Source organism: Mycobacterium sp. NGS49 (assembly GCF_059812565.1).
This window is the reverse complement of sequence record NZ_JCALCX010000037.1, coordinates 23,372-43,235: the sequence shown is the minus strand read 5'-3', so window position 1 is coordinate 43,235 and position 19,864 is coordinate 23,372. Positions and strand designations below refer to the sequence as shown.

The 19,864-nt window shown below is 65.3% G+C and carries 22 protein-coding genes; 10 read left to right on the top strand and 12 right to left on the bottom strand.

The genetic code is table 11. The features are described 5' to 3' along the window. Window positions 1-54: 54 nt before the first annotated feature. From AC5Y7D_RS26775 to AC5Y7D_RS26765, 3 genes are all read left to right on the top strand, one after another. The gene (locus AC5Y7D_RS26775) at window positions 55-960 is read left to right on the top strand and encodes an NAD-dependent epimerase/dehydratase family protein (protein WP_499928808.1); all 906 of its coding nucleotides are present in this window, start codon (window positions 55-57) and stop codon (window positions 958-960) included. Window positions 961-1,207: 247 nt separating this feature from the next. Beyond that, on the top strand, window positions 1,208-2,017 hold the full coding sequence (locus tag AC5Y7D_RS26770) for a hypothetical protein (RefSeq protein ID WP_499928806.1): 810 nt from the start codon (window positions 1,208-1,210) through the stop codon (window positions 2,015-2,017). Continuing rightward, complete coding sequence (locus tag AC5Y7D_RS26765) at window positions 2,014-2,736, top strand: hypothetical protein (protein WP_499928804.1); 723 nt, start codon at window positions 2,014-2,016, stop codon at window positions 2,734-2,736. Before AC5Y7D_RS26770 ends, AC5Y7D_RS26765 begins: the two co-directional genes overlap by 4 nt. A 59-nt stretch (window positions 2,737-2,795) precedes the next feature. On the opposite strand, the gene AC5Y7D_RS26760 is transcribed toward AC5Y7D_RS26765, so the two are convergent. From AC5Y7D_RS26760 to AC5Y7D_RS26740, 5 genes are all read right to left on the bottom strand, one after another. Continuing rightward, entirely contained in the window at window positions 2,796-3,065 is a 270-nt protein-coding gene (locus AC5Y7D_RS26760) for a hypothetical protein (RefSeq protein ID WP_499928802.1), read from the bottom strand. A gap of 90 nt (window positions 3,066-3,155) precedes the next feature. Continuing rightward, window positions 3,156-3,575: a nitroreductase family deazaflavin-dependent oxidoreductase gene (locus AC5Y7D_RS26755; protein ID WP_499928800.1), complete on the bottom strand. Its 420-nt coding sequence runs from the start codon at window positions 3,573-3,575 to the stop codon at window positions 3,156-3,158. Further along, window positions 3,568-5,019: an amino acid permease gene (locus tag AC5Y7D_RS26750; RefSeq protein ID WP_499928799.1), complete on the bottom strand. Its 1,452-nt coding sequence runs from the start codon at window positions 5,017-5,019 to the stop codon at window positions 3,568-3,570. The genes AC5Y7D_RS26755 and AC5Y7D_RS26750 overlap by 8 nt, the downstream gene beginning before the upstream one ends. 146 nt (window positions 5,020-5,165) lie before the next feature. Beyond that, entirely contained in the window at window positions 5,166-5,435 is a 270-nt protein-coding gene (locus tag AC5Y7D_RS26745) for an EF-Tu/IF-2/RF-3 family GTPase (protein ID WP_499928797.1), read from the bottom strand. A 152-nt stretch (window positions 5,436-5,587) separates the two neighbouring features. Further along, complete coding sequence (locus AC5Y7D_RS26740; RefSeq protein WP_499928795.1) at window positions 5,588-6,499, bottom strand: haloalkane dehalogenase; 912 nt, start codon at window positions 6,497-6,499, stop codon at window positions 5,588-5,590. Between the two features lie 84 nt (window positions 6,500-6,583). Here AC5Y7D_RS26740 and AC5Y7D_RS26735 point away from each other — a divergent pair, with 84 nt between their 5' ends. Beyond that, window positions 6,584-7,189 carry a TetR/AcrR family transcriptional regulator gene (locus AC5Y7D_RS26735; RefSeq protein ID WP_499928793.1) on the top strand — a complete coding sequence of 202 codons (606 nt, stop codon included), beginning with the start codon at window positions 6,584-6,586 and terminating at the stop codon, window positions 7,187-7,189. Window positions 7,190-7,229: 40 nt separating this feature from the next. Here AC5Y7D_RS26735 and AC5Y7D_RS26730 read toward each other — a convergent pair whose 3' ends face one another. After that, entirely contained in the window at window positions 7,230-8,240 is a 1,011-nt protein-coding gene (locus AC5Y7D_RS26730; RefSeq protein ID WP_499928791.1) for an NADP-dependent oxidoreductase, read from the bottom strand. Between the two features lie 73 nt (window positions 8,241-8,313). Here AC5Y7D_RS26730 and AC5Y7D_RS26725 point away from each other — a divergent pair, with 73 nt between their 5' ends. From AC5Y7D_RS26725 to AC5Y7D_RS26715, 3 genes are all read left to right on the top strand, one after another. Beyond that, window positions 8,314-9,159 carry a class I SAM-dependent methyltransferase gene (locus AC5Y7D_RS26725; protein ID WP_499928790.1) on the top strand — a complete coding sequence of 282 codons (846 nt, stop codon included), beginning with the start codon at window positions 8,314-8,316 and terminating at the stop codon, window positions 9,157-9,159. A gap of 170 nt (window positions 9,160-9,329) precedes the next feature. After that, complete coding sequence (locus AC5Y7D_RS26720; protein WP_499928789.1) at window positions 9,330-9,536, top strand: hypothetical protein; 207 nt, start codon at window positions 9,330-9,332, stop codon at window positions 9,534-9,536. Between the two features lie 136 nt (window positions 9,537-9,672). Next, on the top strand, window positions 9,673-10,719 hold the full coding sequence (locus AC5Y7D_RS26715; RefSeq protein ID WP_499928788.1) for a M48 family metallopeptidase: 1,047 nt from the start codon (window positions 9,673-9,675) through the stop codon (window positions 10,717-10,719). An 8-nt stretch (window positions 10,720-10,727) separates the two neighbouring features. Here the strand turns inward: AC5Y7D_RS26715 and AC5Y7D_RS26710 are convergent, their stop codons facing one another. The 6 genes from AC5Y7D_RS26710 to AC5Y7D_RS26685 all read right to left on the bottom strand — a co-directional run bounded on the left by AC5Y7D_RS26710 (window position 10,728) and on the right by AC5Y7D_RS26685 (window position 17,211). After that, on the bottom strand, window positions 10,728-11,891 hold the full coding sequence (locus tag AC5Y7D_RS26710) for a hypothetical protein (protein WP_499928787.1): 1,164 nt from the start codon (window positions 11,889-11,891) through the stop codon (window positions 10,728-10,730). A gap of 16 nt (window positions 11,892-11,907) precedes the next feature. Then, window positions 11,908-12,759 (bottom strand): glycoside hydrolase family 16 protein, encoded by an 852-nt coding sequence (locus AC5Y7D_RS26705; RefSeq protein WP_499928786.1) that lies wholly within the window; start codon window positions 12,757-12,759, stop codon window positions 11,908-11,910. 52 nt (window positions 12,760-12,811) lie between these two features. Further along, window positions 12,812-13,954 carry a PPE family protein gene (locus AC5Y7D_RS26700; RefSeq protein WP_499928785.1) on the bottom strand — a complete coding sequence of 381 codons (1,143 nt, stop codon included), beginning with the start codon at window positions 13,952-13,954 and terminating at the stop codon, window positions 12,812-12,814. A 64-nt stretch (window positions 13,955-14,018) separates the two neighbouring features. Then, window positions 14,019-15,206: a PPE family protein gene (locus AC5Y7D_RS26695; protein WP_499928784.1), complete on the bottom strand. Its 1,188-nt coding sequence runs from the start codon at window positions 15,204-15,206 to the stop codon at window positions 14,019-14,021. A gap of 32 nt (window positions 15,207-15,238) precedes the next feature. Beyond that, window positions 15,239-15,535 carry a PE family protein gene (locus AC5Y7D_RS26690; protein ID WP_499928783.1) on the bottom strand — a complete coding sequence of 99 codons (297 nt, stop codon included), beginning with the start codon at window positions 15,533-15,535 and terminating at the stop codon, window positions 15,239-15,241. 1,028 nt (window positions 15,536-16,563) lie between these two features. Continuing rightward, window positions 16,564-17,211, bottom strand: a complete 648-nt coding sequence (locus tag AC5Y7D_RS26685) for a cutinase family protein (RefSeq protein ID WP_499928828.1) — start codon at window positions 17,209-17,211, stop codon at window positions 16,564-16,566. Window positions 17,212-17,392: 181 nt separating this feature from the next. Between AC5Y7D_RS26685 and AC5Y7D_RS26680 the strand changes: the two genes are divergently transcribed. From AC5Y7D_RS26680 to AC5Y7D_RS26670, 3 genes are all read left to right on the top strand, one after another. Further along, a complete protein-coding gene (locus tag AC5Y7D_RS26680) occupies window positions 17,393-18,163 on the top strand; it encodes a glycerophosphodiester phosphodiesterase family protein (RefSeq protein ID WP_499928826.1) in 771 nt (256 codons plus the stop codon). Window positions 18,164-18,326: 163 nt separating this feature from the next. Beyond that, window positions 18,327-19,103: a DUF1906 domain-containing protein gene (locus AC5Y7D_RS26675; RefSeq protein WP_499928782.1), complete on the top strand. Its 777-nt coding sequence runs from the start codon at window positions 18,327-18,329 to the stop codon at window positions 19,101-19,103. After that, window positions 19,085-19,840, top strand: a complete 756-nt coding sequence (locus tag AC5Y7D_RS26670; RefSeq protein WP_499928781.1) for a C39 family peptidase — start codon at window positions 19,085-19,087, stop codon at window positions 19,838-19,840. Before AC5Y7D_RS26675 ends, AC5Y7D_RS26670 begins: the two co-directional genes overlap by 19 nt. Window positions 19,841-19,864: the final 24 nt, after the last annotated feature.

Below are 19,864 nucleotides of genomic sequence, written 5' to 3'. Positions count from 1 at the left end.
CATCGACCTCGTACGGCGGGGCCCGGACCGGCCGGCCACAGCTACCATCTGCGAATGCGCGACTCGAAGATCCTGATCACCGGAGTGACCGGCCAAGTCGCCACCCCGGTGGCCACCGCCCTGGCTGCCGACAACGAAGTCTGGGGCATCGCCAGATTCACCGACGCCACCGCGCGTGCCGCCCTCGAACAGGCGGGTGTGCGATGCGAGACGGTCAATCTCGCCTCCGGCGACTTCGCCGACCTCCCGTCGGATTTCGACCATGTCCTCAATTTTGCGGTGGCCAAGAGCGGCAAATGGGACCAGGATCTGAGCGCCAACGCGGACGCTGTCGGACTCCTGATGGCGCACTGCCGCGGCGCGCAAGCCTTTCTGCACTGCTCGTCGACGGCCGTCTACGACCCGCCGGGTGACGAAGTGCGCACCGAACGCGCCGCGCTGGGCGACAACCACAAGCCGTTGTTCCCCACGTATTCGATCTCCAAGATCGCGGGGGAGGCCGTCGCCCGGTCGATGTCGCGCGTCCTTGGGCTCCCGACCACGATCGCCCGATTGAACGTTCCCTACGGAGACAACGGGGGATGGATGTTCTATCACATGGAGATGATCCTGGGTGGTATCCCAATTCCGGTGCCGCCCGGTGAACCGGCCCGCTACAACCCGATCCACCAGGACGACATCATCGCGACCATCCCGAAACTGCTTGCTGCGGCCTCGGTTCCGGCGACCACGGTCAATTGGGCCGGTGACCAGATCGTCAGTATCCAGCAATGGTGTGCTTACCTGGGCGCATTGATCGGCCGGGAGCCGGTGTTCCAGGAGAGCCCCCTGGCGCTGCGTGGCAACCCCGTCGATGTGAGCCGGCTTCACGAGCTCATCGGCGCCCCCGGCACGGTCGACTGGCAGGACGGACTACGCCGGATGGCGGCCCGCTTCCACCCGGAGCTGGTCAACGCGTAAGTAGCTAAACTGGCGCAGTTTCAGTTGCGGCGCAACACTATTCGCCGTGCCGACGGCTGGCACCGCTAGAAGGCCGTACCGCCGCAGCGCGGTGGCTGATCTGCGTCGGGTAAGACTGGTGCCGGCTGAATTCTCGGCCGCGAGCTGTGTCGATCGGCTTCTCCGCGTCGTCGCCGCGTTAGTGTTACGCCGGCATTCCCGGCGGCAGTGCGGACGCCGCGCAGCCCAGACCGCGGGAGGAGAGCGCATGGAGGCCGTCACCGTGAAACGGGCTGCGCGCGACCGGCCCTGGCCGCAGGTGGTCGGCGTCGCCGCCGTCGTCGTCCTGGGTATCTGCGGAGCGGTCCTGCTGGTGCGGGCACCGCACGACAGCAGCCTGGCCTCGCGGACGAACTGGGCACTGGCCACCGCCCTCCCTACCAGCGTCGACTTCCCGCAGGATTGGGGTTATTCGCTGACGGGTCGGTTGCAGCGCGCGCCCTCGACCGCGGCACCCTCGCCGACTCCAACCGTGTCAACCGCGGCCGCCGCCGAGTATGCCCCGGTGGACTGCGGAACAATCCCGCACCTCCTCGACCACTCCGGTGCCGCCCTGGCCGCGTTCGTCCACGTCGACCGCTACGCCCAATTGTTCGTCCAGGACGCGCCGCCCGCGGACGCCGCGGCTACCGGGGAATCCCACGAACATGGCCCCAACGCCCGGTTTGCGATCTGGGTTGTGCCCGACGGTCCGGCTCAAATCACCCACTACCTCAACTGGATCGGTCGCTGTGGCTCATACCGGGTCACCAATCACTTTCTCGACGGCGAGGTCAAGAATCGCCGCGAAGTGGCGACATCGGTGGAATCACGTTCGGCTGACGGCGCAGACGCCGCCGTCGTCGTCACCCGCAAGTTCACGCCGGTCACCGGACGCGACCCGGCCTCCAGTTATCACGTCGAGTACTACGCGGTGCGCGGCGTTCTGCTGGAGTGCACCATCTACCTGGAGGGCGCCGAACTGCAGCAGGTTAAAAGCGTTGCCGCCCAAACACTGCGAAAGCTGCACTCACTATGAGATGCCGAGCTCCATGGCTGGTCGCGCTCGTGCTGTGGGTGATCGCGGCGACCGCGGTACTCATCACCGCGACCAACGTGTTCAGACCGTCAGCGCACGAACATGAGTCGGGTGCGCCGGCTCCACACCTCGCCGCGTTGACGGACCAGCAGTTGGCACAACTGTTGCCCGGCCAGAACGACTTCCCGCCCTCGTGGACGGTCAGCGACATCAAGGAGCTCTCGGACACGTTCGGGTATTTCCGGTATCACGTGAACGACGAGGGCCTGGGCATCACACCCGTCGAATGCTTCGCCGTGATTGGAGTGGCTTCCACCGGCGCCTTCGACGCAGCCGAGGTGTTCGGCCACGATCTGTCCGATTCGGCAGATCTCGCGGCGCGCAGGGATATTCGTCTGATGGTCGGGCGAGAGTTCGAACCGGCCGGCTTCGAGGCGTTCACCGGTCAGGTGTCCCGTTGCCTGCAGTTCAGCAGTGCGGCCGCCGGCAACTATACCGTTCACATTCTTGAGGACTCGCGCAACGGGACTGGGCCGCAACGTTTTCGGTACTCAGTCACCACCACCATCGGGTCGGGCCCGACGGACGAGACGCGGACCGACTACTACTCTTACGCACGCACCAGGGGGGTAGTGCTGACCGGCACGGCGAGTACGGGCCATCAACAGCCCTTGGACAAACTGTTCGACAACACGCTGCAGCGGATCTCCAGTCGCTGATCCCGCACGCAACCACGAATGGCCCCGATTGTTCGGGGCCATTCGGTTGCTCTAGCGGCTCACACTCGTTCGGATTCGGTGTCTTTGTGGTAGCGGGTCAGGAATCCGGTCGCTCCTACGGCTGCGGCGGCGCCGATCGCGAGCGAGAAAACGACGTGAACGATGATCGGACCCGCGAACATGCCGAACGCCATGGAGATGTAGAGCATCCAGAACACCCGGAACGCGGAGCCGGCAGCCAGCAGGGCGAGGCTGATCCCGATCCACAGGCTCCACTGCCGGTCGACCCGGTTGATCTGAGCCTGGACGCTGGCGGGGACGATGTTCATCTGCAGTCTTCCTTTCGTGGCGCGTCGCCTTGGTGGCGTCGTCGTTGCACCCAGTAGAAAGGTGCGGGAAGGCTACCGATCCCAAGAAACTCAACGACGTTGTAGTTCGATGACCGGAATGAGCCGGTCGGTTTTGGACTGGTACCCGCCGAAGCCCGGCGCCTGCTCCACAATTCGCGGGTATACGGCGTCGCGCTCGTCAATCGGCAGCTCGCGGGCACGCACGTCGTAGGCCTCGGTGCCGATCTCGATGTGCGCCTCGGGGTGAGCACGTAGGTTGTGCAACCACGCGGGGTCGACGTCGGCGCCGGCATACGAACCGACGATCAGCAGTTTGCCGTCGATATCAAATGTCATCACCGGGTTGACGCGCTCCTTGCCGGACTTGGCGCCGGTGCTGTGCAGCAGTAACAGCGTGGCCCCTTCGAAAGGGCCTCCGACCTTGCCGCCGTTCGCCCGAAATTCATCGATGATCTCGGCGTTTCCCGGAACCTCGGGGCGATTAACCATGCTTGGGTACTCCGATCTGTGGGTGGTTCATCTCAGCTTGGAACATCCGATATCGCTCGGCGTTGCCGGGGCGGCGCCGCACCACCAGCCAACCGGCTCCCAGCAACAGGAACCACGCGGGAAACCAGGCCAGTGCGACTGTTGTTTGCCGATCGGTTGACAGTGTCCAGATCACCATGATGAAGAAGACGAGGATTGCCCAGCACATCGCCAGGCCACCCGGCATTTTGTACATCGAGGCGGAGTGGCGCCGCGGATGCCGACGACGGTAAACCAGGTAGCTGACCACAATCATTGCCCACACGAACATGAACAACAGCGACGCCACCGTCGTGATGACCGTGAAGACGTCGATCACCGAACCACCCGCGTACAGCAGGGGAATCGACAACAGCAGCAACGGCGCGGTCAACAGCACGGCCCACCCCGGCACACCGCCGCGGTTGAGTCGGCGAAACACCGAAGGGGCGCTGCCCTCGTCGGCCAAACCGAAGATCATTCGACCGGTGGAGAACACCCCGGAATTCGCCGACGAGGCCGCGGAGGTGATCACTACGAAGTTCACCAGTGAAGCGGCCGCACCCAGTCCGGCCAAGGCGAACATCGTTACGAACGGGGACTCGCCGCTTGCGAAGAGCCGCCACGGCACGACGGCCAGTATCGCCAGCAGCGCGCCGATATAGAAAATTGCCACCCGCAATGGGACGGCGTTGATGGCGCGGGGGAGAGTCCGGCGCGGATCGGCGGTCTCAGCTGCCGCGGTGCCGACCAGTTCGACACCGACGAAGGCGAAGAATGCGATCTGGACGCCACCGACCACACCCATGAAACCCGTCGCGAAGAACCCGCCGTCGTTCCACAGATTCTCCAGCGTTGCGCGGTCGCCGCGGGGCGAGACGAAACCGGTCGCCACCAGAACCGCTCCAACCACAATCAAGCCCAAGATCGCGACGATCTTGATCAGCGCGAACCAGAACTCGATCTCGCCGAAGTTGCGCACGCTGAACAGATTTATGACCAACACCAAGGTCACCGTCACGAGAGCGGGAAACCAGTCTGGGATGGCCGGCCACCAGAACTTGGAGTAGCCGACGATAGCCACTACCTCCGCAAGCCCGGTGACGATCCAGGCGAACCAGTAAGACCACCCGACGAAGAAACCCGCCGCGGGTCCCAGCAGGTCGGCCGCAAAGTCGACGAACGACTTGTAGTTCAAGTTCGACAGCAGCAATTCGCCCATCGCGCGCAGCACGAAAAAGACGAAGAACCCGATGACCGCGTAGACCACGACGACCGCTGGCCCCGCTTGGGTGATCGTCCGCCCCGACCCCATGAACAGGCCGGTACCGATCGCGCCGCCGATCGCGATCAGTTGGATCTGGCGGTTGGACAGGTCGCGGTGCAAATGATGAACGGCGCCCGCGTCCTGCTCCTCAACGGACATCGCCACGCACCATGGCGATGACTCTAGAGTCTGCAAATCCGAGCTGGCGGCATTTCGCGGCCGAAACCGTCGACACGGGGCCCGAAGGCGTGTCAGCAATACATCGATCAGCACCGAATAACGTTGCGGCCGTTCCTGTTTGCCCGTCAGGCCAGATAGGCGCCGCCCGAAGTGATCACGTCGCCGGCGGCCAGATCGCTTTTGGCGAGTTTATGAAACAGGATCCCGATGTTCTCGCCGGCACCGGCCGTGTCCAGCTTCTTGCGGAAGGCTTCGATGGCATCGACCCGTACCGGCGGTCCGTCGTTGATCCGTACTTGATCACCGACGCTCAGCTGCCCGTATTCCACTCGGCCAGTTGCCACCGCACCGCGGCCGCGGATCACGAACACGTCCTGGACCGTCATGCGAAACATGATGGCACGTTAGTCGATGAGTCCGGCAATTCCCACCATCGGTCCACGCGATAAGCCGTAGCAAATGTGAAACGCATTGACACACAACGGCTATCGACGCACATGGGTCGGCCGCCGCCGACTAGGCCCAAGGTCTCGGTCGTGACGGTGCTTCAGACTCGCGCGTTGTCACCCGCGAGTCGTTCGAGCAGGACCTCCGCAAGTTGCTCGCCGCGGTCCTCCTGCAGGAAGTGCGCCGCGCCCTCTATCCGCACCTGCTCGCCGGAGGTGGGGATCAGATCGCAGAACAACTGTCCCGCCCTGGGGTAAGGGAAGATGGGGTCGGAATCCGAAAAGGCAATCAACGCAGGCTTACTCCAGCGGGAGAGCTGATCGCTGATTGCTTTCATCTGCTCAGCTCCCGGCGCGTCCTCGGTGATCGGGACCAGCAGCGGGAACTGGGCGGCACCGGCCTTCGACTCGGTGGTGGGGAAGGGCGCTTCGTAGGCGGCGACGACGTCCTCGGACAGCTGCGTCGTGGTGGCGCTCTGGATGACGAAACCCACCGGGAGATCCGGGTTCTTCTCCGCGAAGTCGCGCCACGCCATGAACCCCTTGGACACATGGCCGGTGAACAGCCCGGTGTTCATGATCATCAGGGCGCCGACCCGGTCGGCGTTCTCCGTCGCCCATCGCAAACCGATCGGACCGCCCCAGTCCTGGACCACGACGGTGGCATTGCGCAGATCCAGCGCACCGAGAACCCCGGCGATCGATCGGCTGTGCCGATCGAAGGTGTACCAACGCCGGTCGGTCGGTTTGTCGGAGCGGCCGAAGCCGACGAGGTCGGGAACGATCACCCGGTGGCCGGCCGCGACCAGCGGGGGCAGCATTTTGCGATACAGGTACGCCCAGCTGGGTTCGCCGTGGAAGCACACGACCGGGGCGCCCTCGCGCGGGCCCTCGTCTAGGTAGTGCATGCGCAGCCCATCGACTTCGAGGTAGTTCGGCGCGAAGCCGTACCCCGGCAGGTCGGTGAACCGAGAGTCGGGAGTGCGAAAAACTTCGGGGGTGGGCGAACTCATTACCGCGATCTCCAATCGTCGTGATGCCGAGCACCACCTAACCGTTCTTTGACCGACCAGTCAACTACCGCATAACATTCGATCATGCCCCGCACCTCAGATGCTCGCAATCGCATCGTGGCCACCGCGGCACGACTGTTCCTCGAGCGCAGCTATCACAACGTCGGTGTCGAGGAACTCTGCGCAGTGGCAGACGTCCGCAAAGGCAGCTTCTACCACTACTTTTCGTCCAAAGCCGAGCTGGCGAAGGCGGTCATCGACCTCCATCTGGAGGTGTTCCAGGCGCGATTGGCCGGCCGGCCTGGTACCAGCCCCGCCGAGCGACTCTCCGCCATTCCGGAAGCCATCGCCGGTATCCAGGCCGGGTTGTACAACCAGTTCGGCCGGTTTGTCGGCTGCCCTTTCGGCAACCTTGCCGCGGAATTGTCCACCACGGATGAAGCAGTACGCATTCACCTCGCCGGCAGGCTGGCCGCCCTGGAAGGCTATCTGGCCGGCATCTGCCGAGACGCCGCCGCCGACGGGACGCTACGTGCTGGCGTCGACCCCGACCGCTTGGCCCGCGCCGTCTTTGCGCACTACCAGGGCTTGATTCTGCTGGCGAAGCTGCACGGGTCGACGGTGTCCGATCTGGCGCCGGCGCTGGACGAATTCATCCAGGGCTATCTGAGCGACGCAGCACCGGGATAGCGGGCAGCCGCACCCGGCCAACCGCACGTATTGGCCCGCTTTAGGTGATCTTCACCATCAGCTTGCCGACGTTCTTACCGTCGAACAGCATGTTGATGGCCGTCGGCAATTCCTCGAAACCCTCGACGACCGTCTCCAGCGGTGTCAGCTTGCCATCGCCGATCAAGCCGGCGATCTCACTGATCGCCTCTGGTGCACGGCCGAAGTGGTCAAGAACGATGAAACCCTGCAGCGTGACGCGCTGAATTAGTAGGTTGGCGAAAGCGCGAGGCCCGGGCGGCGGGTCGGCGTCGTTGTAACCGGAGATCAGACCGCACAGGGCCACGCGCGCCTTGATATTCAGGCGGGCGAAGATCGCGTCCATGATGTCGCCGCCGACGTTCTCGAAGTCGACGTCGATGCCGTTCGGGGTGGCCGCGACCAGTTGGGCGTACCAGTCGTCGGCCTTGTGGTCGACAGCGGCGTCGAAGCCCAGTTGCTCGGTCAGCAGCGCACACTTCTCGGGGCCACCGGCAATCCCGACGACGCGCGCCCCGTCAGCTTTGGCCAGCTGGCCGGCCACCGAACCGACGGCGCCGGCCGCCGCCGACACCACCACCGTCTCGCCCGGTTTGGGCTTTCCGATATCCCGGATACCGATCCAGGCCGTCAGTCCCGTCATGCCGAGCGCACCCATGTAGGCGCTGGGCGAGACGCCGTCGGCGACGTCGACCGGCATGAGCATCATCTGGTCGGAGGCCACCACATACTCCTGCCAGCCGACCAGGCCCTGCACGATCTGACCCACCGGGTAGTTCGAGTTCTTGGACGCGACCACCTCGCCGAGACCGCCCGCGCGCATGACCTCGCCGATTCCGACCGGCGGGAGATACGTCGGCACGTCGGTGATCCACATGCGGTTGGTCGGGTCCAGCGAGATCCAATCGACCCGGACCAGGGCCTGACCGTCACCGATCTCCGGGATCGGCTCTTCACGTAGTTCGAAGGTGGTGGGCCCGATGCGTCCGATCGGGCGTTCGCGCAGCAGAAAGCGGCGGTTTCGGTCGGCCATGTGCGAACGGTACCCCTGATCGGCGCGGTATGGCCCAACCCGTCCTGTCGGCACCCGGTGCTATAACGCACGTATGGCCGCTACGCAACACGTCATCACTCATGTCTCGGATACCGCGCGGTGGACGGCGTTGCACCGCGCCACCGAGTCCGCGCGCCCGGACGCGCTGTTTCGCGACCCGCTTGCCGAACGGCTCGCCGGCGAACAAGGCCACGCCATCGTCGCCCACGTGCCGCGCTCGACGCGCAACGGCTGGTGGTTGGTGGCACGCACCAAGATCATCGACGACGCGATTCTGCAGGCGATCGACGACGGTTGTGACCGGGTCCTGAACCTGGCCGCCGGGCTCGACACCCGCCCGTATCGGTTGCCGCTGCCGACGCAGCTCACCTGGGTGGAAGCCGACCTGCCCGAACTGCTCGCGGAGAAAACTGAGCTTCTCGCCGAAGAGCGACCTCGATGCCGGCTGACTCGGACGGCCGTCGATCTGGCCGATCCAGTTGCTCGCGAAGCCTTCTTCGACAAGGCGCTCGATGGGGCCACCAAGGCGCTGGTGCTCACCGAAGGACTGTTGATGTATCTCGACGAGAACGATGTCACAGCGCTTTCAGCCGCCCTGGCAAGGCCGGAGGTGGCCTGGTGGATGCTCGATTTCGCGGGGCCGGGCCTCAAAAAGATGATGAACAAGAAGATGGCCGGACTGGTACAAAATGCACCGTTTAAATTCGCTCCGGCGAACGGCGTGGCGTTTTTCGAGAATCTCGGTTGGCGCGTCGTGGACGCGGAATCTCTGTTCTCCGCAGCCCGCCGATTTCATCGCTTGCCGAAGTTGATGCGCTCCGTCGCCTGGCTACCACAACCGGATCCTCGGCGGCCCGGCCGCAGCCCGTTCAGCGCCGTCGCGCTGCTGGCTCCGTGAGCCGTTGCGGAGGGTATGTGGCGCCGGTCATCGTTCGGTATCAAATTCACGGCAAATTCTCAACTTGAGACACGGTTAGGTCACAGCTTTGCTGGGCATGCTTAGGAACAGAGCTGTAAACCACCCGGTTTGCAGCTTTCGCGAAGTAAGTCGGGGAGGAGTTGACAATCGTGGCGAGTGAATCAGGGGCGAACGTAATTTATCTGCAGTCCCACCCCATCTGGACGGCAGCGCAGCGCCGAGAACGTCAACTCCACGAGGCCATGCGCCGGCATCCCGCCTATATCGGCCGGCAGCGCGCTGCGGCGATCGGTGGTTCGACCCTTTCGGGTCACGTCAGCTTCGGCGTGTACTCCACCGCCGACGCCCCCGCCTGACATTTCCGCCCGACATTCCCAGCTGCTGACCAGATCCTGTCGGACCCGCACGCGCCGCCCTCGCGTGCGGCTCTTTTGCCGCAAATTGTTGTGAGCGCCTCCCCCTTATTCTGAGGGCGTCAATGAGGGGAGCGTCATGTCTCAGACACCTGCCACCGCACGCGCGGTTTTCCCGGAGATCAGTTCACGTGCCTGGGAGCATCCCGCCGACCGGACCGCGCTGTCGGCACTGCGCCGGCTCAAGGGCTTCGATCAGATCCTCAAACTGCTCTCCGGGATGCTGCGCGAGCGCCAACATCGGTTGTTGTACCTGGCCAGCGGTGCGCGGGTGGGGCCCAGGCAGTTCGCCGACCTGGACGCACTGCTGGGAGAATGCGCGGACGTCTTGGACGCGCCCGAACGTCCTGAGCTGTTCGTGACCCAGTCACCGATGGCCAACGCCTACACGATCGGAATGGGCCAGCCGTTCATCGTGATCACTTCCGGCCTGTACGACCTCATGACGCACGACGAGATGCGGTTCGTAGTCGGGCACGAACTCGGACACGCGCTGTCCGGGCATGCGGTCTACCGCACGATGATGATGCATCTGATGCGAGTGGCCAACTCGTTCGGCTTCATGCCCATCGGCGGGTGGGCATTGCGTGCCATCGTGGCCGCGTTGCTCGAATGGCAACGCAAGTCGGAGTTGTCGGGGGACCGTGCCGGATTGCTCTGCTGCCAGGATCTCGACACCGCGATACGGGTGGAGATGAAGCTCGCGGGTGGAAGCCGACTGGACAAGCTGGATTCGCAGGCCTTCCTGGCCCAGGCCCGGGAGTACGAGAAATCGGGTGACATGCGCGACGGCGTGCTCAAGCTGCTCAATCTGGAACTCCAGACGCACCCCTTCTCGGTATTGCGGGCCGCCGCACTGACCCAGTGGGTGGACACCGGCGGGTACGCCAAAGTGCTCTCCGGGGATTACCCGCGGCGAGCCGACGACGAGGGCGCATCATTCGTCGACGACTTCAGCGAAGCCGCCCGGCATTACAAGGATGGTTTCGACCAGTCCGACGACCCGCTCATCAAAGGGATCCGGGACGGTTTAGGCGGCATTGTCGACGGTGTCGGCCGGGCTGCGACCACCGCGGCCGATTCCCTAGGACGCAAGATCAACGAGTGGCGGCAAAAGCCCGAATAGCGCATGGGCTAACTGCGCGGACGGGAGTCGACCTCGGCAGGTTCACCGACCCAGGCGGCGAAAACCGGTACTCCGGCCCACGGATCGCGCCTCGGCCGGGCGGGTCCCTTGCCGACGACGGCGACCACGGCGTATGGATGACCGAAACGCAGCGTCGCGGTGCGCGACACGCCCGGTTGCATCATCGCGCTGCGCAGCGCGACGGCCGTGACCGCCGCTGCCTCGAAACCCCACCGGTTGTATCGGGCGACCGCGCATTGGCGGGCCTGGATGGCTCCTGCCGTGCCCGGCGGCAGGGACGCCGCAAGCGCCCGCCCCAACGCGCCGAATCCGAGGCCGGGATCGGCCGTCAGCTCATGGTTCGACGACGCTTTCCACGCCGGCAACACCACGCGCACCCGGTCCCCGCCTGGTCGGTGATCCTCGCTGATCGTCCAGAACCGACCGTCACCCAAGGCAAGATCGGCGAGTTCACGCCGCGACACCGTTGCACCGGTGGCTTGCCGCCGCGCGATGTCGTGGGCCGCCGCCAGGACTGCCTCGGATGGGGCATCTTCCCCGGCGATCACCGATATCACTTGCAGGCAGTCGCCGCCGACGGCGGTGTGCACCGCTACCGTGCCCAGCCCTGCGACGTCGGTGAGGTAGCCGTCGGCGCCGTTGAGTGTGAGTGCCTCGCCGACGCGGTCACTCCACGGCGACCTCAATTCGCCGGCACCGGTGACGTCGTAGGGCCGCAGCCAGGCGATCCGAGTGGCCAGGACACTGGCCAACACGGCGGTCATCTCGGACAGATCGACCGGGAAGCGGTCGATCATGCCGTCGGTGTGGTCGCGGGCCCATGCATCCGCCTGCGCCCGGGTCGGCACCGGTCCCGTTTGCACGGCGGCGGGTAGCCCGCCGGGCCAATCAGGTACACCCCACACCGCCAGTGCGCTACGGACGACCCGAGGCGGGTCTCTGAGCAGCGCGTCGACCACTCGCCGCACATCCTTTGCGCCGGCACCCAGGATGTCCTCGAGATCCGCGCGGACCGAGTCCCGGGCCAGCGGCGCGGCCAGGGCCAGCAACAACCACGCGCCCAGCGGCGAAGATACCGAGTGTCCGCCGGCGTGTACCCGACAGAAACGCTGTGCATAACGCGTGATCAGCGGCGCAGCGGCGGCGGTCATGCCCGAACTGTAGTAGCTACCAGACCCGCACGTAGTCGACCAGCATCTGCGCCGGATAGTGCCCCGGCCCCGGATCGCCACCGCCGGAACCTGCGACCGCAAGGTTCAGAATCGGGAACACCTGATAGCCCGGATTGTTGAACGGCCAGTCCGCCAGCGAGTTGGCCGCCACCGTGAAGTACGGTTGCGCGCCGTCGCTGTAGTCCTGCCAGAAACGCATCCCGGCTTCATCCCACTGGACTCGCCAAGTGTGCCAGGCACTGTCCAGCGCGATGTTGTGAGTCTTCCACTCAGAGCCGTTGGCTTTCGCGTGGACCGTCGTCGCCGACGGCCAACTGCCGTTGCCGTACCACTCGATGATGTCGATTTCGCCCTGGGCGTCACTGGACAGCCAGAACGCGGGCCAGGCACCGGCGGTCAGGCAGTCGAACTTGATGCGCGCCTCCCAGGTGTGCCCGATGCCGCCCTGCCAGGGACTGAATACCTTGCCGCCGTAATAGGTGGAGCCGTCCTTCGCGGCACGGATCACGAGGTTCGAGTTCCCGTCGATGAACACGTTCTGCCGGTCGTCGCGGTATTGGCCGACGTGCTCGGGCAGTTCCCAGTACGTGGGGTCTTTGATCGTCTCGCGGGCCTTGGACACCGTCCATTTGGACGGGTCGGGGGCCGAGCCGGCCGGCCCGTCGAACTCGTCGTGGAAGATGTACTGGCCCGAGGCGCCGCTCGGGGCCGCCGGCGCAGGTACACGATCCAGCGGGCGGGGGGAGGGGGCCGCGTGAGCCTTCGGATCCGGGGCCGCGCCAACCACGGCGGCGCCGGTCATCAGGCCCGTCATCAACAACATGCGGCGACGATCCATTTCGGGCATTAGCAAGGCACCATAGCAGCCACGTTGGAACGGGTGAAAATTGCGACCGGTGCTAGCCGGCCGCCGGTGGTCGCGTCATGAATGTGAGACGGTGGCCGTAAGCAGGGGTTTTGCGGCCGTTGCCGGCATTGAAGAATTGCCCGAAGGGCGGCGCCACCGGAAGGTTGCCGGCGGCAGCACCCTCGGCAGCGGCCGGGCCCACAGAAGCGTTACCGATCGCTGTCACGCCGGTGCTGGTCACGGGATTCGCCGAGGTCCAGCTGGCGGGCACCGAGAGCCCGCCGACGGGCACGCTCCTGCCCAGTCCCGCTGCCACACTGCCGACCTTCGTCCCGAGGTTGGCGGCGCCCGCCCCGGCGGCTTGAGCCGCTCCCTGGATCGCCTTGGTCGCCGGCGCCAGGCTGTTCATGAAGTTGGTCATCGCGAGGGCACCGCTGCTGGCCTGTCCGAACGCCTGCCCCGACTGGAAAACCGCCGTGAGAGTGGAGACATAGGGCGAGATGTACTTGCTGTACAGCGGCACGAGATCGTCCAATGGCGTATTCGCAATCAGCCACTGATCGATCGCCGTGCCGTTGATCGGCGTAGACAGGGTCTTGAGGACGTCGGCCACCCGGGGACTCAGTTGCCCCGCCACGTTCATGGCCTCGTCGGCCAACCGATAGGGGTCCGTCACCTCGGCAGGGTCCGGGAGCTCGGCCAACTGGGTAGCCGCCGCCGCGCTGCCCGCGTAGTTGTACATCGCCGCGGCATCCTGAGCCCAGAATTCCAGGTACAGCGCTTCAGTGGCGGCGATCGCCGCGGTGTTCTGCCCGAAGAAGTTGGTTGCCACCAACACCGCCAGCAGTGCGCGGTTGGCCGCGATCACCGGCGGCGGGACCGTAGCAGCGAAAACCGCCTCGTAGGCGGCCGCCGCCGCAAAAGCCTGGCTCGCAGCCTGTTCGGCCTGTAACGCACTGCTTTCCAGAAAGACGATGAACGGAGTCGTCGCCGAAAGCATCGATACCGACGACGGACCCAGCCACGGACCGCTGGTCAGCTCCGAAACCACCAGCCGGTGGCCTGAGGCCGCGGCTTTGAGGTCGGCGGCAAGTCCACTCCATGCCGCCGCGGCGGCCAGCATCGGGCCCGCCCCTGGACCGGTGTATATGCGACCCGAGTTGACCTCGGGTGGCAACACGCCATAATCAACCATCTTGCTTTAACCCCCTCATGCCTGTTGACCGCCCAGCCGGTAGATGCTGCGGCGCTGCGGGCCGTTATCCGGCGGCCGGGGGTTTGGCCATGACGGAGGGCTTGAACCCGTAGGTCGGCTGATTGCGGCCATAGCCGCCGTTGAAGAACTGTCCGAACGGCGGAGCCATCGGAAAACTGTTGGCGCCTTCGGCGGCGGCCGGAATCGCGCTCGCAATGCCGGGATTCGTGGTGGAGTGCCATGGAACCCAGTTGGCCGGCACCGACAACCCCCCGATCGGAAGCGCCTTGCCCAGGCCTGCGGCCGCACCACCGAGGTTTCCTGCGGCACCCGCCGCGGCCTGCCCCGCACTGGCCGCGGCCGCCCCTGCGGCCGATGCCGCGCCTTCGGCCGCCTTGGCCGCGGAAGCCGCAGGCTTGGCGAAATTGGCCATGGCGGTCAGGCCGTTACTGACCTGCCCGAACGACTGAATCGACTGAATCGACGCGGCCAGCGAGCTGACGTAGGGCAGAAGGTATTTGCTGTGCAACGCGACCACGTCGCCCAAGGGCGTGTACTCCATGAGGAACTTGTCGATCGCCGCGCCGTCGATCGGGCTGGATAGCGTCTTCAGCACATCGGAAACCCTCGGGTTCACCTGCGACGCCGCATTCATCGCATGGGTGTACCCGGTGTTGAACTGAGCTTTGGCGACGGCGACGGCCTGATCGGCCAATCCCACGGGATCCACCACCTCGGCCGGCGCGGGCAACTCCGCAAGGTTGGTGGCCGCCGCCGCGCCACCCGCATAGGCATACATCGCACCCGAATCCTGCGCCCAGAACTCGGCGTATTGAGCCTCGAGGGTGGAAATCGCCGCAGTGTTCTGTCCGAGCAGGTTGGTCGCGACCAATTCTTGCAGCAGAGCACGGTTGGCGGCAATCAACGGCGGCGGAACGCTGGCCGCAAACGCGGCTTCGTAAGCATTCACCGCGGCGGTCGCTTGACTCGCCGCTTGCGCCGCCTGTTCGGCACTGGTGTCCAGCCAGGTGAGGAAGGGACTCACGCTGGCAGTCAGCGATGCCGCTGCCGGCCCGAGCCACGGGCCACTGGTCAGCGCGGTGATCACCGATCGATGACCGGACGCCGCGGCTTGCAGGTCAGCAGCCAGGCTGCCCCAGGCTTGCGCAGCCGCCAGCAACGAGCTCGCCCCCGGACCGGCGTATATAAGCCCTGAGTTGATCTCGGGCGGCAACAGGCCGAAGTCAACCATGGCTCGTCATCCCCTCGTCTCTGGCCGAGCGCTCAGACCGACGCCGCGTTAGCCGCTTCGGTCGCCGCATAGGAACCGGCGCTCGTCCCCAGCGTGGCGGCCAACGCCGCCTGAATCTGGGCGGCCCGCGCCTGCAGCTCCTGAAACCGCGCGGCGTGCGTGGCGAACTGCGCGGCCGTCAGGATCGACACTTCATCGGCTGCCGCGGGCACGACGCCCGTCGTGGGGGCGGCCGCCGCCGCGTTGCCTACGCTCAAAGCCGCGCCGAGCGACTGTAGGTTGCTGGATGCGGCAGCCAGATGCTCTGGATAAGTGCGAACGAAAGACATACGATTCCTCCGAACATAGGTCGGGCGCTGACACGTCAAGGTGTTGGCGTTATCTCGTCACGGTATTGACCATTCGGTGACAGGTTCAACGCGACGAATACCGCCGAATGGACGCTGATCTTGGGGTTTACCCAACATTCACCTTGATTTTTAGTCACACCAACCTCATAGATTCTGTGCAGCGGGCACGCAGCTTCCGGCGGCATAATCGCCGCCCCAGGACTTCGGGCGCACTCAGCCCCGCTTTGAACAATCACCGGCTGCGCCTAGCCAAAGTCTTATTGCCTGGCTCAGCCAGAAATCGTTTGGGCACAGAGCTTTTCGCGTGGCACCTGAACCGGAGTCGCTATTCTTCGGTGTCGAAACAGGTCCGCCACGCCCCCGGCCACCCCTCGAGCAAAGGGCACGGGCCCTTTTCCGGCACGATCAAGCCCGCTGCCGTGGCCACCCGGCCGGCCGACATACCACAATTACCATCGGTCGCTAATACATGGCCGCCGCCCGAACATATGAATACCGACGTGCGGCCGCTAATCTCACCGTGAACGAATCTCTGCGCTATGGGAATTCGCGACGCGGCCAGCGGCGGTGCACCATAATTCTCAGCATGATTCTTATTGGGGTCATCGCTTTTAATCGACCTCCCGGCCGGCAACGGGGGGAATATCTTGGCCGAGGCGTATCTGCCGTGTGACCTCGCCGCGACGGCGACGCAGCACGCTCATCTACATGACGGTGCTGGTGGGGTTCGCGCTGCTGACGGCGCTGTGCACCGGTTTTCAGGTCGGACGGCACACCGGCCCTAGGCCGAGGGCCCGGAAGAAGCGGACGAGTCGACTGGCCCTGAGCCGGCTCACCGCCAGCCTGCTCGTGCTTATCGTCGCCCGCAGGATGCAGCGACTGCTTGCTCAGCGCGGAATTCCCGCGGTCGCGGGCTTCTGCACGGCGCTCCTACCTGGGGCGCGATCACACATCTTGCGGAAATCGCCCACGCAGCGGGGCCTCGGACGCCGCCGGCGCTTTTTTGGCTAGAGCTTCCCGGCGACGAAGTCCGCGGCCTGGTTAGCCATGCCGTCCTGGACATACGCATTGGCCAGGTGCTGCGGCCAGTTCTGTTTCCAGGTGTTGGGATCGGCCGGATTGCAGACGGGGTCTGCTCCGTGACAGAGCTCGATGGTCCGATCGTTGTAAATAGGGCTGAAGTTGGTGATGGGTCCGACCCACTGGCTTCCGTTCCCGAATAGCGCGACCGCGGCAATGTGCTGATCGGTACCTTCGGGAAGCGGGCTGTCGAATCCGAATGCGGACATGGGCACTGCGAGCACTACGTCGGTAACCGCCGCACCGAGTGAATAGCCGCCCAGCACCAGGCGGGTGTTGGGGCAATTGTTCGCCATGTATTGGATGTGCCGGCTCATGTCGTTGGCACCGATGTCGATCTCGGAGTCGGCTGGGTACTTCACGGCGTAGGTGCCCATGCTGCGCCCGCCCAACTTGGAGCTGAGCGAGTTGATGAACGCATTGCCCAGGACGCCGGGCCCAGCTGACTCGAATCGGCCGCGGGCGAACACGACCTCCACCTGCGGGCAGTTCGCGGCGGCCGCCGAGCGGGCCGCGCCTGGAGAGCCGGCGGGCAGCACCACACCGGCAACGAGTAGCGCGGAAGCAGTCGCGATTGCCGCAAGACAGAGTTCAACCGATTTCCGGGCAACTAATTGGCGCACAGCACCTGATCGTAGCGAGTCGTGTTGCGGCCGTGCACCGCTTAACAAATTTGTTTCACCTGCTTTCGACGGCACTGGCGTTTCACACAGCGGTGGACATACTTACCTGGTGGACGATGACGGGACACCGATTGTGGAGTTCCTTCGCGAGAACGGCCCGATCGCCATGGCCCACAGGGGTTTTACGTCGTTCAGGTTCCCGATGAACAGCATGGCCGCTTTCGACGGGGCGGTGCGGCTCGGTTTTCGTTATATCGAGACGGACGTGCGAGCGACCCGCGACGGCGTCGCGGTGGTCCTGCACGACCGGCGACTCGACCCGGCTTGTGGGGTGCATGGTGCAGTCGACGAGTTGGATTGGCGCGAGGTACGCAAGGCAGATCTCGGCGTGGGGGAGACAATTCCCACTCTGGAAGACCTGCTGAGCGCCCATCCCGATATCCGGGTCAACATCGACATCAAAGTCGGGTCAGCTGTCGAACCGACCGTCGACGTCATCGAGCGGATGAACGTCCACGACCGCGTGCTGGTCACCTCGTTCTCCGAGCGCCGCCGGCGCAAAGCTTTGCGGCTGTTGTCCAAGCGGGTCGCCAGCGCAGCCGGAACGGGTGCATTTCTGGCAGTCCTGGCGGCAAAGACGCCGCGCAATCACGCGTATGCGTGGCGGCTCATGCGCGACAGCGACTGCCTGCAACTGCCGTCGCGACTGGGGACGGTGCCTGTCATCACGCCGGCCCTGGTGCACACGGCGCACGAGATGGGCCGGCAGGTGCACGCCTGGACGGTCGACGATCCAGCGGAGATGGTTGCGCTGTTCGACATCGGAGTGGACGGCATCATCACCGATCGCGCCGACCTACTGCGCAACGTGCTGGTGTCCCGCGGCCAATGGCAGCCGGGCTGAGCCACCCGCAGCAATAGCGGCGCTGCCGAGGACCTCGGGGTGGCATCGAGTCGCCAGCCGGGCCGCGCAGTTCCGCGACGATTTTGCTCCGGTCCCGGCGCGTCTACCTGCGATCGGATTCGATTCTCGACGATCGCGAACAGACAATTGTTACCATCGCGCGGTGCCCGAAACAGCTTCATCCCGCGGCCCGCGCCGCCCCATCTCACGACGGGCAGCGTTCGCGTATGCCCTTGCCCCGGTATTGCTCGGCATCGCTGCGACAGCCGAAGCGCCGAAGGCGTCAGCCGGTAGTGGCCTGTTGATCGATTTTGCTGAGCACACCATCCCGCCGGAGGCCATCAAGGCGGCCGGTTACGACGGCGTGGTGAATTACGTGTCCGAGTCGCGGCCGGGGGCGAACTTCGAGGCGAAGCCGATCACCCGTCAGTACGCGGACTCGCTGCGTGCCGCGGGTCTGCACATCGTCAGCAACTTCCAATACGGCAAGCCGGGCGGGACGGCGCCGTCGGACTTCACCCGCAGCTACGACGGCGGTGTTGCCGACGCTCAGGCGGCGCTGGCCCTGCACGGCGCGGCCGGCGGACCGGCCTCGGCGCCGATCTTCTTCAGCGTGGACGACAACATCGACCAGGAAACATGGAACAGCCTTGCCGTCCAATGGTTCCGGGGAATCAACTCAGTGCTCGGAGTGGGCCGGACCGGCATCTACGGGCATAACCGAGCCTGCGCATGGGCCATCAAAGACAACGTCATCGGGCGATCGACGACCCCGGGCTACCGCTGGGCATGGCAGACGAGCGCCTGGTCGAACGGGGAGCGCGAGCCTGCCGCCGTGTTGTATCAGAGAGTGGTCAACGGGCCGCTGCTGGCCGGGGTTCCCACCGACATCGACGACGTCCTTGCCGCCGACTACGGGCAGTGGGACCTCGCCAGATAACCGGCGCCGCGCCGACGGCCCGGGCCGCGGCGGCGGCCCGGGCGCTGATCGGCTTGGCCGCCGCCATCCTGTTGTCGGGGTGCGGTCCGACCACGGCGGCGTCGGCGCGGCCGACCACCGGCGCCGGGATCAGCACCACGACACCGTCGAGCGCCGCTGCGACTGGTCTTTACGGCGACCCGGCGGCGGCCGCGAAATACTGGCAACCGCAGTCACTCGAAGACAACTGCGGCCTGCTTTCGGTGGCCGACGTGGTGGGGCAGGTCACCGGCACCGCGCCGACCGAAAAGCAGATGATCGTGTTAGCGGTGAGCACGCCCTCGGGCACCAACCCAGGTCCGATCTATGCGCCGGTGAGCGACCCGAGTCACGCGAACGGCACGGGCGGCATCGAAATGGCGGACGAAGTGGTGCTCCTCGAGCACTACGGCATCAAGTCGACGATGACCGACAACGCAACGCGTCCCGACCAGACGGGACTGCCCGCGCTCCAGCGGTACCTGCGCGACAACCGCAAGATCATCGCTTGGGTCAATTCCGCGATCATCTGGGATACCGGCGATCAGCGCACCGCGGCCGATCACTTTCTGGTAGTCACGGGTATCGACACCAACGCCGAGGTGGTGCACCTCAACGACCCCGGTGCCGACCGTGCCGACGAGCAGGTCTCGATCGGCACGTTCACGGCGGCGTGGACGACCGGCGGCGACTCGATTGTGGTTACAGCGGCCGCCTGAATTGAGAGCGCCCCGCAAGCGCAT

Excerpts from the sequence above, each read along its gene's own strand:
- AC5Y7D_RS26775 (WP_499928808.1), top strand. The coding sequence starts at position 55 with ATGCGCGACTCGAAGATCCTGATCACCGGAGTGACCGGCCAAGTCGCC.
- AC5Y7D_RS26770 (WP_499928806.1), top strand. The coding sequence starts at position 1,208 with ATGGAGGCCGTCACCGTGAAACGGGCTGCGCGCGACCGGCCCTGGCCG.
- AC5Y7D_RS26765 (WP_499928804.1), top strand. The coding sequence starts at position 2,014 with ATGAGATGCCGAGCTCCATGGCTGGTCGCGCTCGTGCTGTGGGTGATC.
- AC5Y7D_RS26760 (WP_499928802.1), bottom strand. The coding sequence starts at position 3,065 with ATGAACATCGTCCCCGCCAGCGTCCAGGCTCAGATCAACCGGGTCGAC.
- AC5Y7D_RS26755 (WP_499928800.1), bottom strand. The coding sequence starts at position 3,575 with ATGGTTAATCGCCCCGAGGTTCCGGGAAACGCCGAGATCATCGATGAA.
- AC5Y7D_RS26750 (WP_499928799.1), bottom strand. The coding sequence starts at position 5,019 with ATGTCCGTTGAGGAGCAGGACGCGGGCGCCGTTCATCATTTGCACCGC.
- AC5Y7D_RS26745 (WP_499928797.1), bottom strand. The coding sequence starts at position 5,435 with ATGTTTCGCATGACGGTCCAGGACGTGTTCGTGATCCGCGGCCGCGGT.
- AC5Y7D_RS26740 (WP_499928795.1), bottom strand. The coding sequence starts at position 6,499 with ATGAGTTCGCCCACCCCCGAAGTTTTTCGCACTCCCGACTCTCGGTTC.
- AC5Y7D_RS26735 (WP_499928793.1), top strand. The coding sequence starts at position 6,584 with ATGCCCCGCACCTCAGATGCTCGCAATCGCATCGTGGCCACCGCGGCA.
- AC5Y7D_RS26730 (WP_499928791.1), bottom strand. The coding sequence starts at position 8,240 with ATGGCCGACCGAAACCGCCGCTTTCTGCTGCGCGAACGCCCGATCGGA.
- AC5Y7D_RS26725 (WP_499928790.1), top strand. The coding sequence starts at position 8,314 with ATGGCCGCTACGCAACACGTCATCACTCATGTCTCGGATACCGCGCGG.
- AC5Y7D_RS26715 (WP_499928788.1), top strand. The coding sequence starts at position 9,673 with ATGTCTCAGACACCTGCCACCGCACGCGCGGTTTTCCCGGAGATCAGT.
- AC5Y7D_RS26710 (WP_499928787.1), bottom strand. The coding sequence starts at position 11,891 with ATGACCGCCGCCGCTGCGCCGCTGATCACGCGTTATGCACAGCGTTTC.
- AC5Y7D_RS26705 (WP_499928786.1), bottom strand. The coding sequence starts at position 12,759 with ATGCCCGAAATGGATCGTCGCCGCATGTTGTTGATGACGGGCCTGATG.
- AC5Y7D_RS26700 (WP_499928785.1), bottom strand. The coding sequence starts at position 13,954 with ATGGTTGATTATGGCGTGTTGCCACCCGAGGTCAACTCGGGTCGCATA.
- AC5Y7D_RS26695 (WP_499928784.1), bottom strand. The coding sequence starts at position 15,206 with ATGGTTGACTTCGGCCTGTTGCCGCCCGAGATCAACTCAGGGCTTATA.
- AC5Y7D_RS26690 (WP_499928783.1), bottom strand. The coding sequence starts at position 15,535 with ATGTCTTTCGTTCGCACTTATCCAGAGCATCTGGCTGCCGCATCCAGC.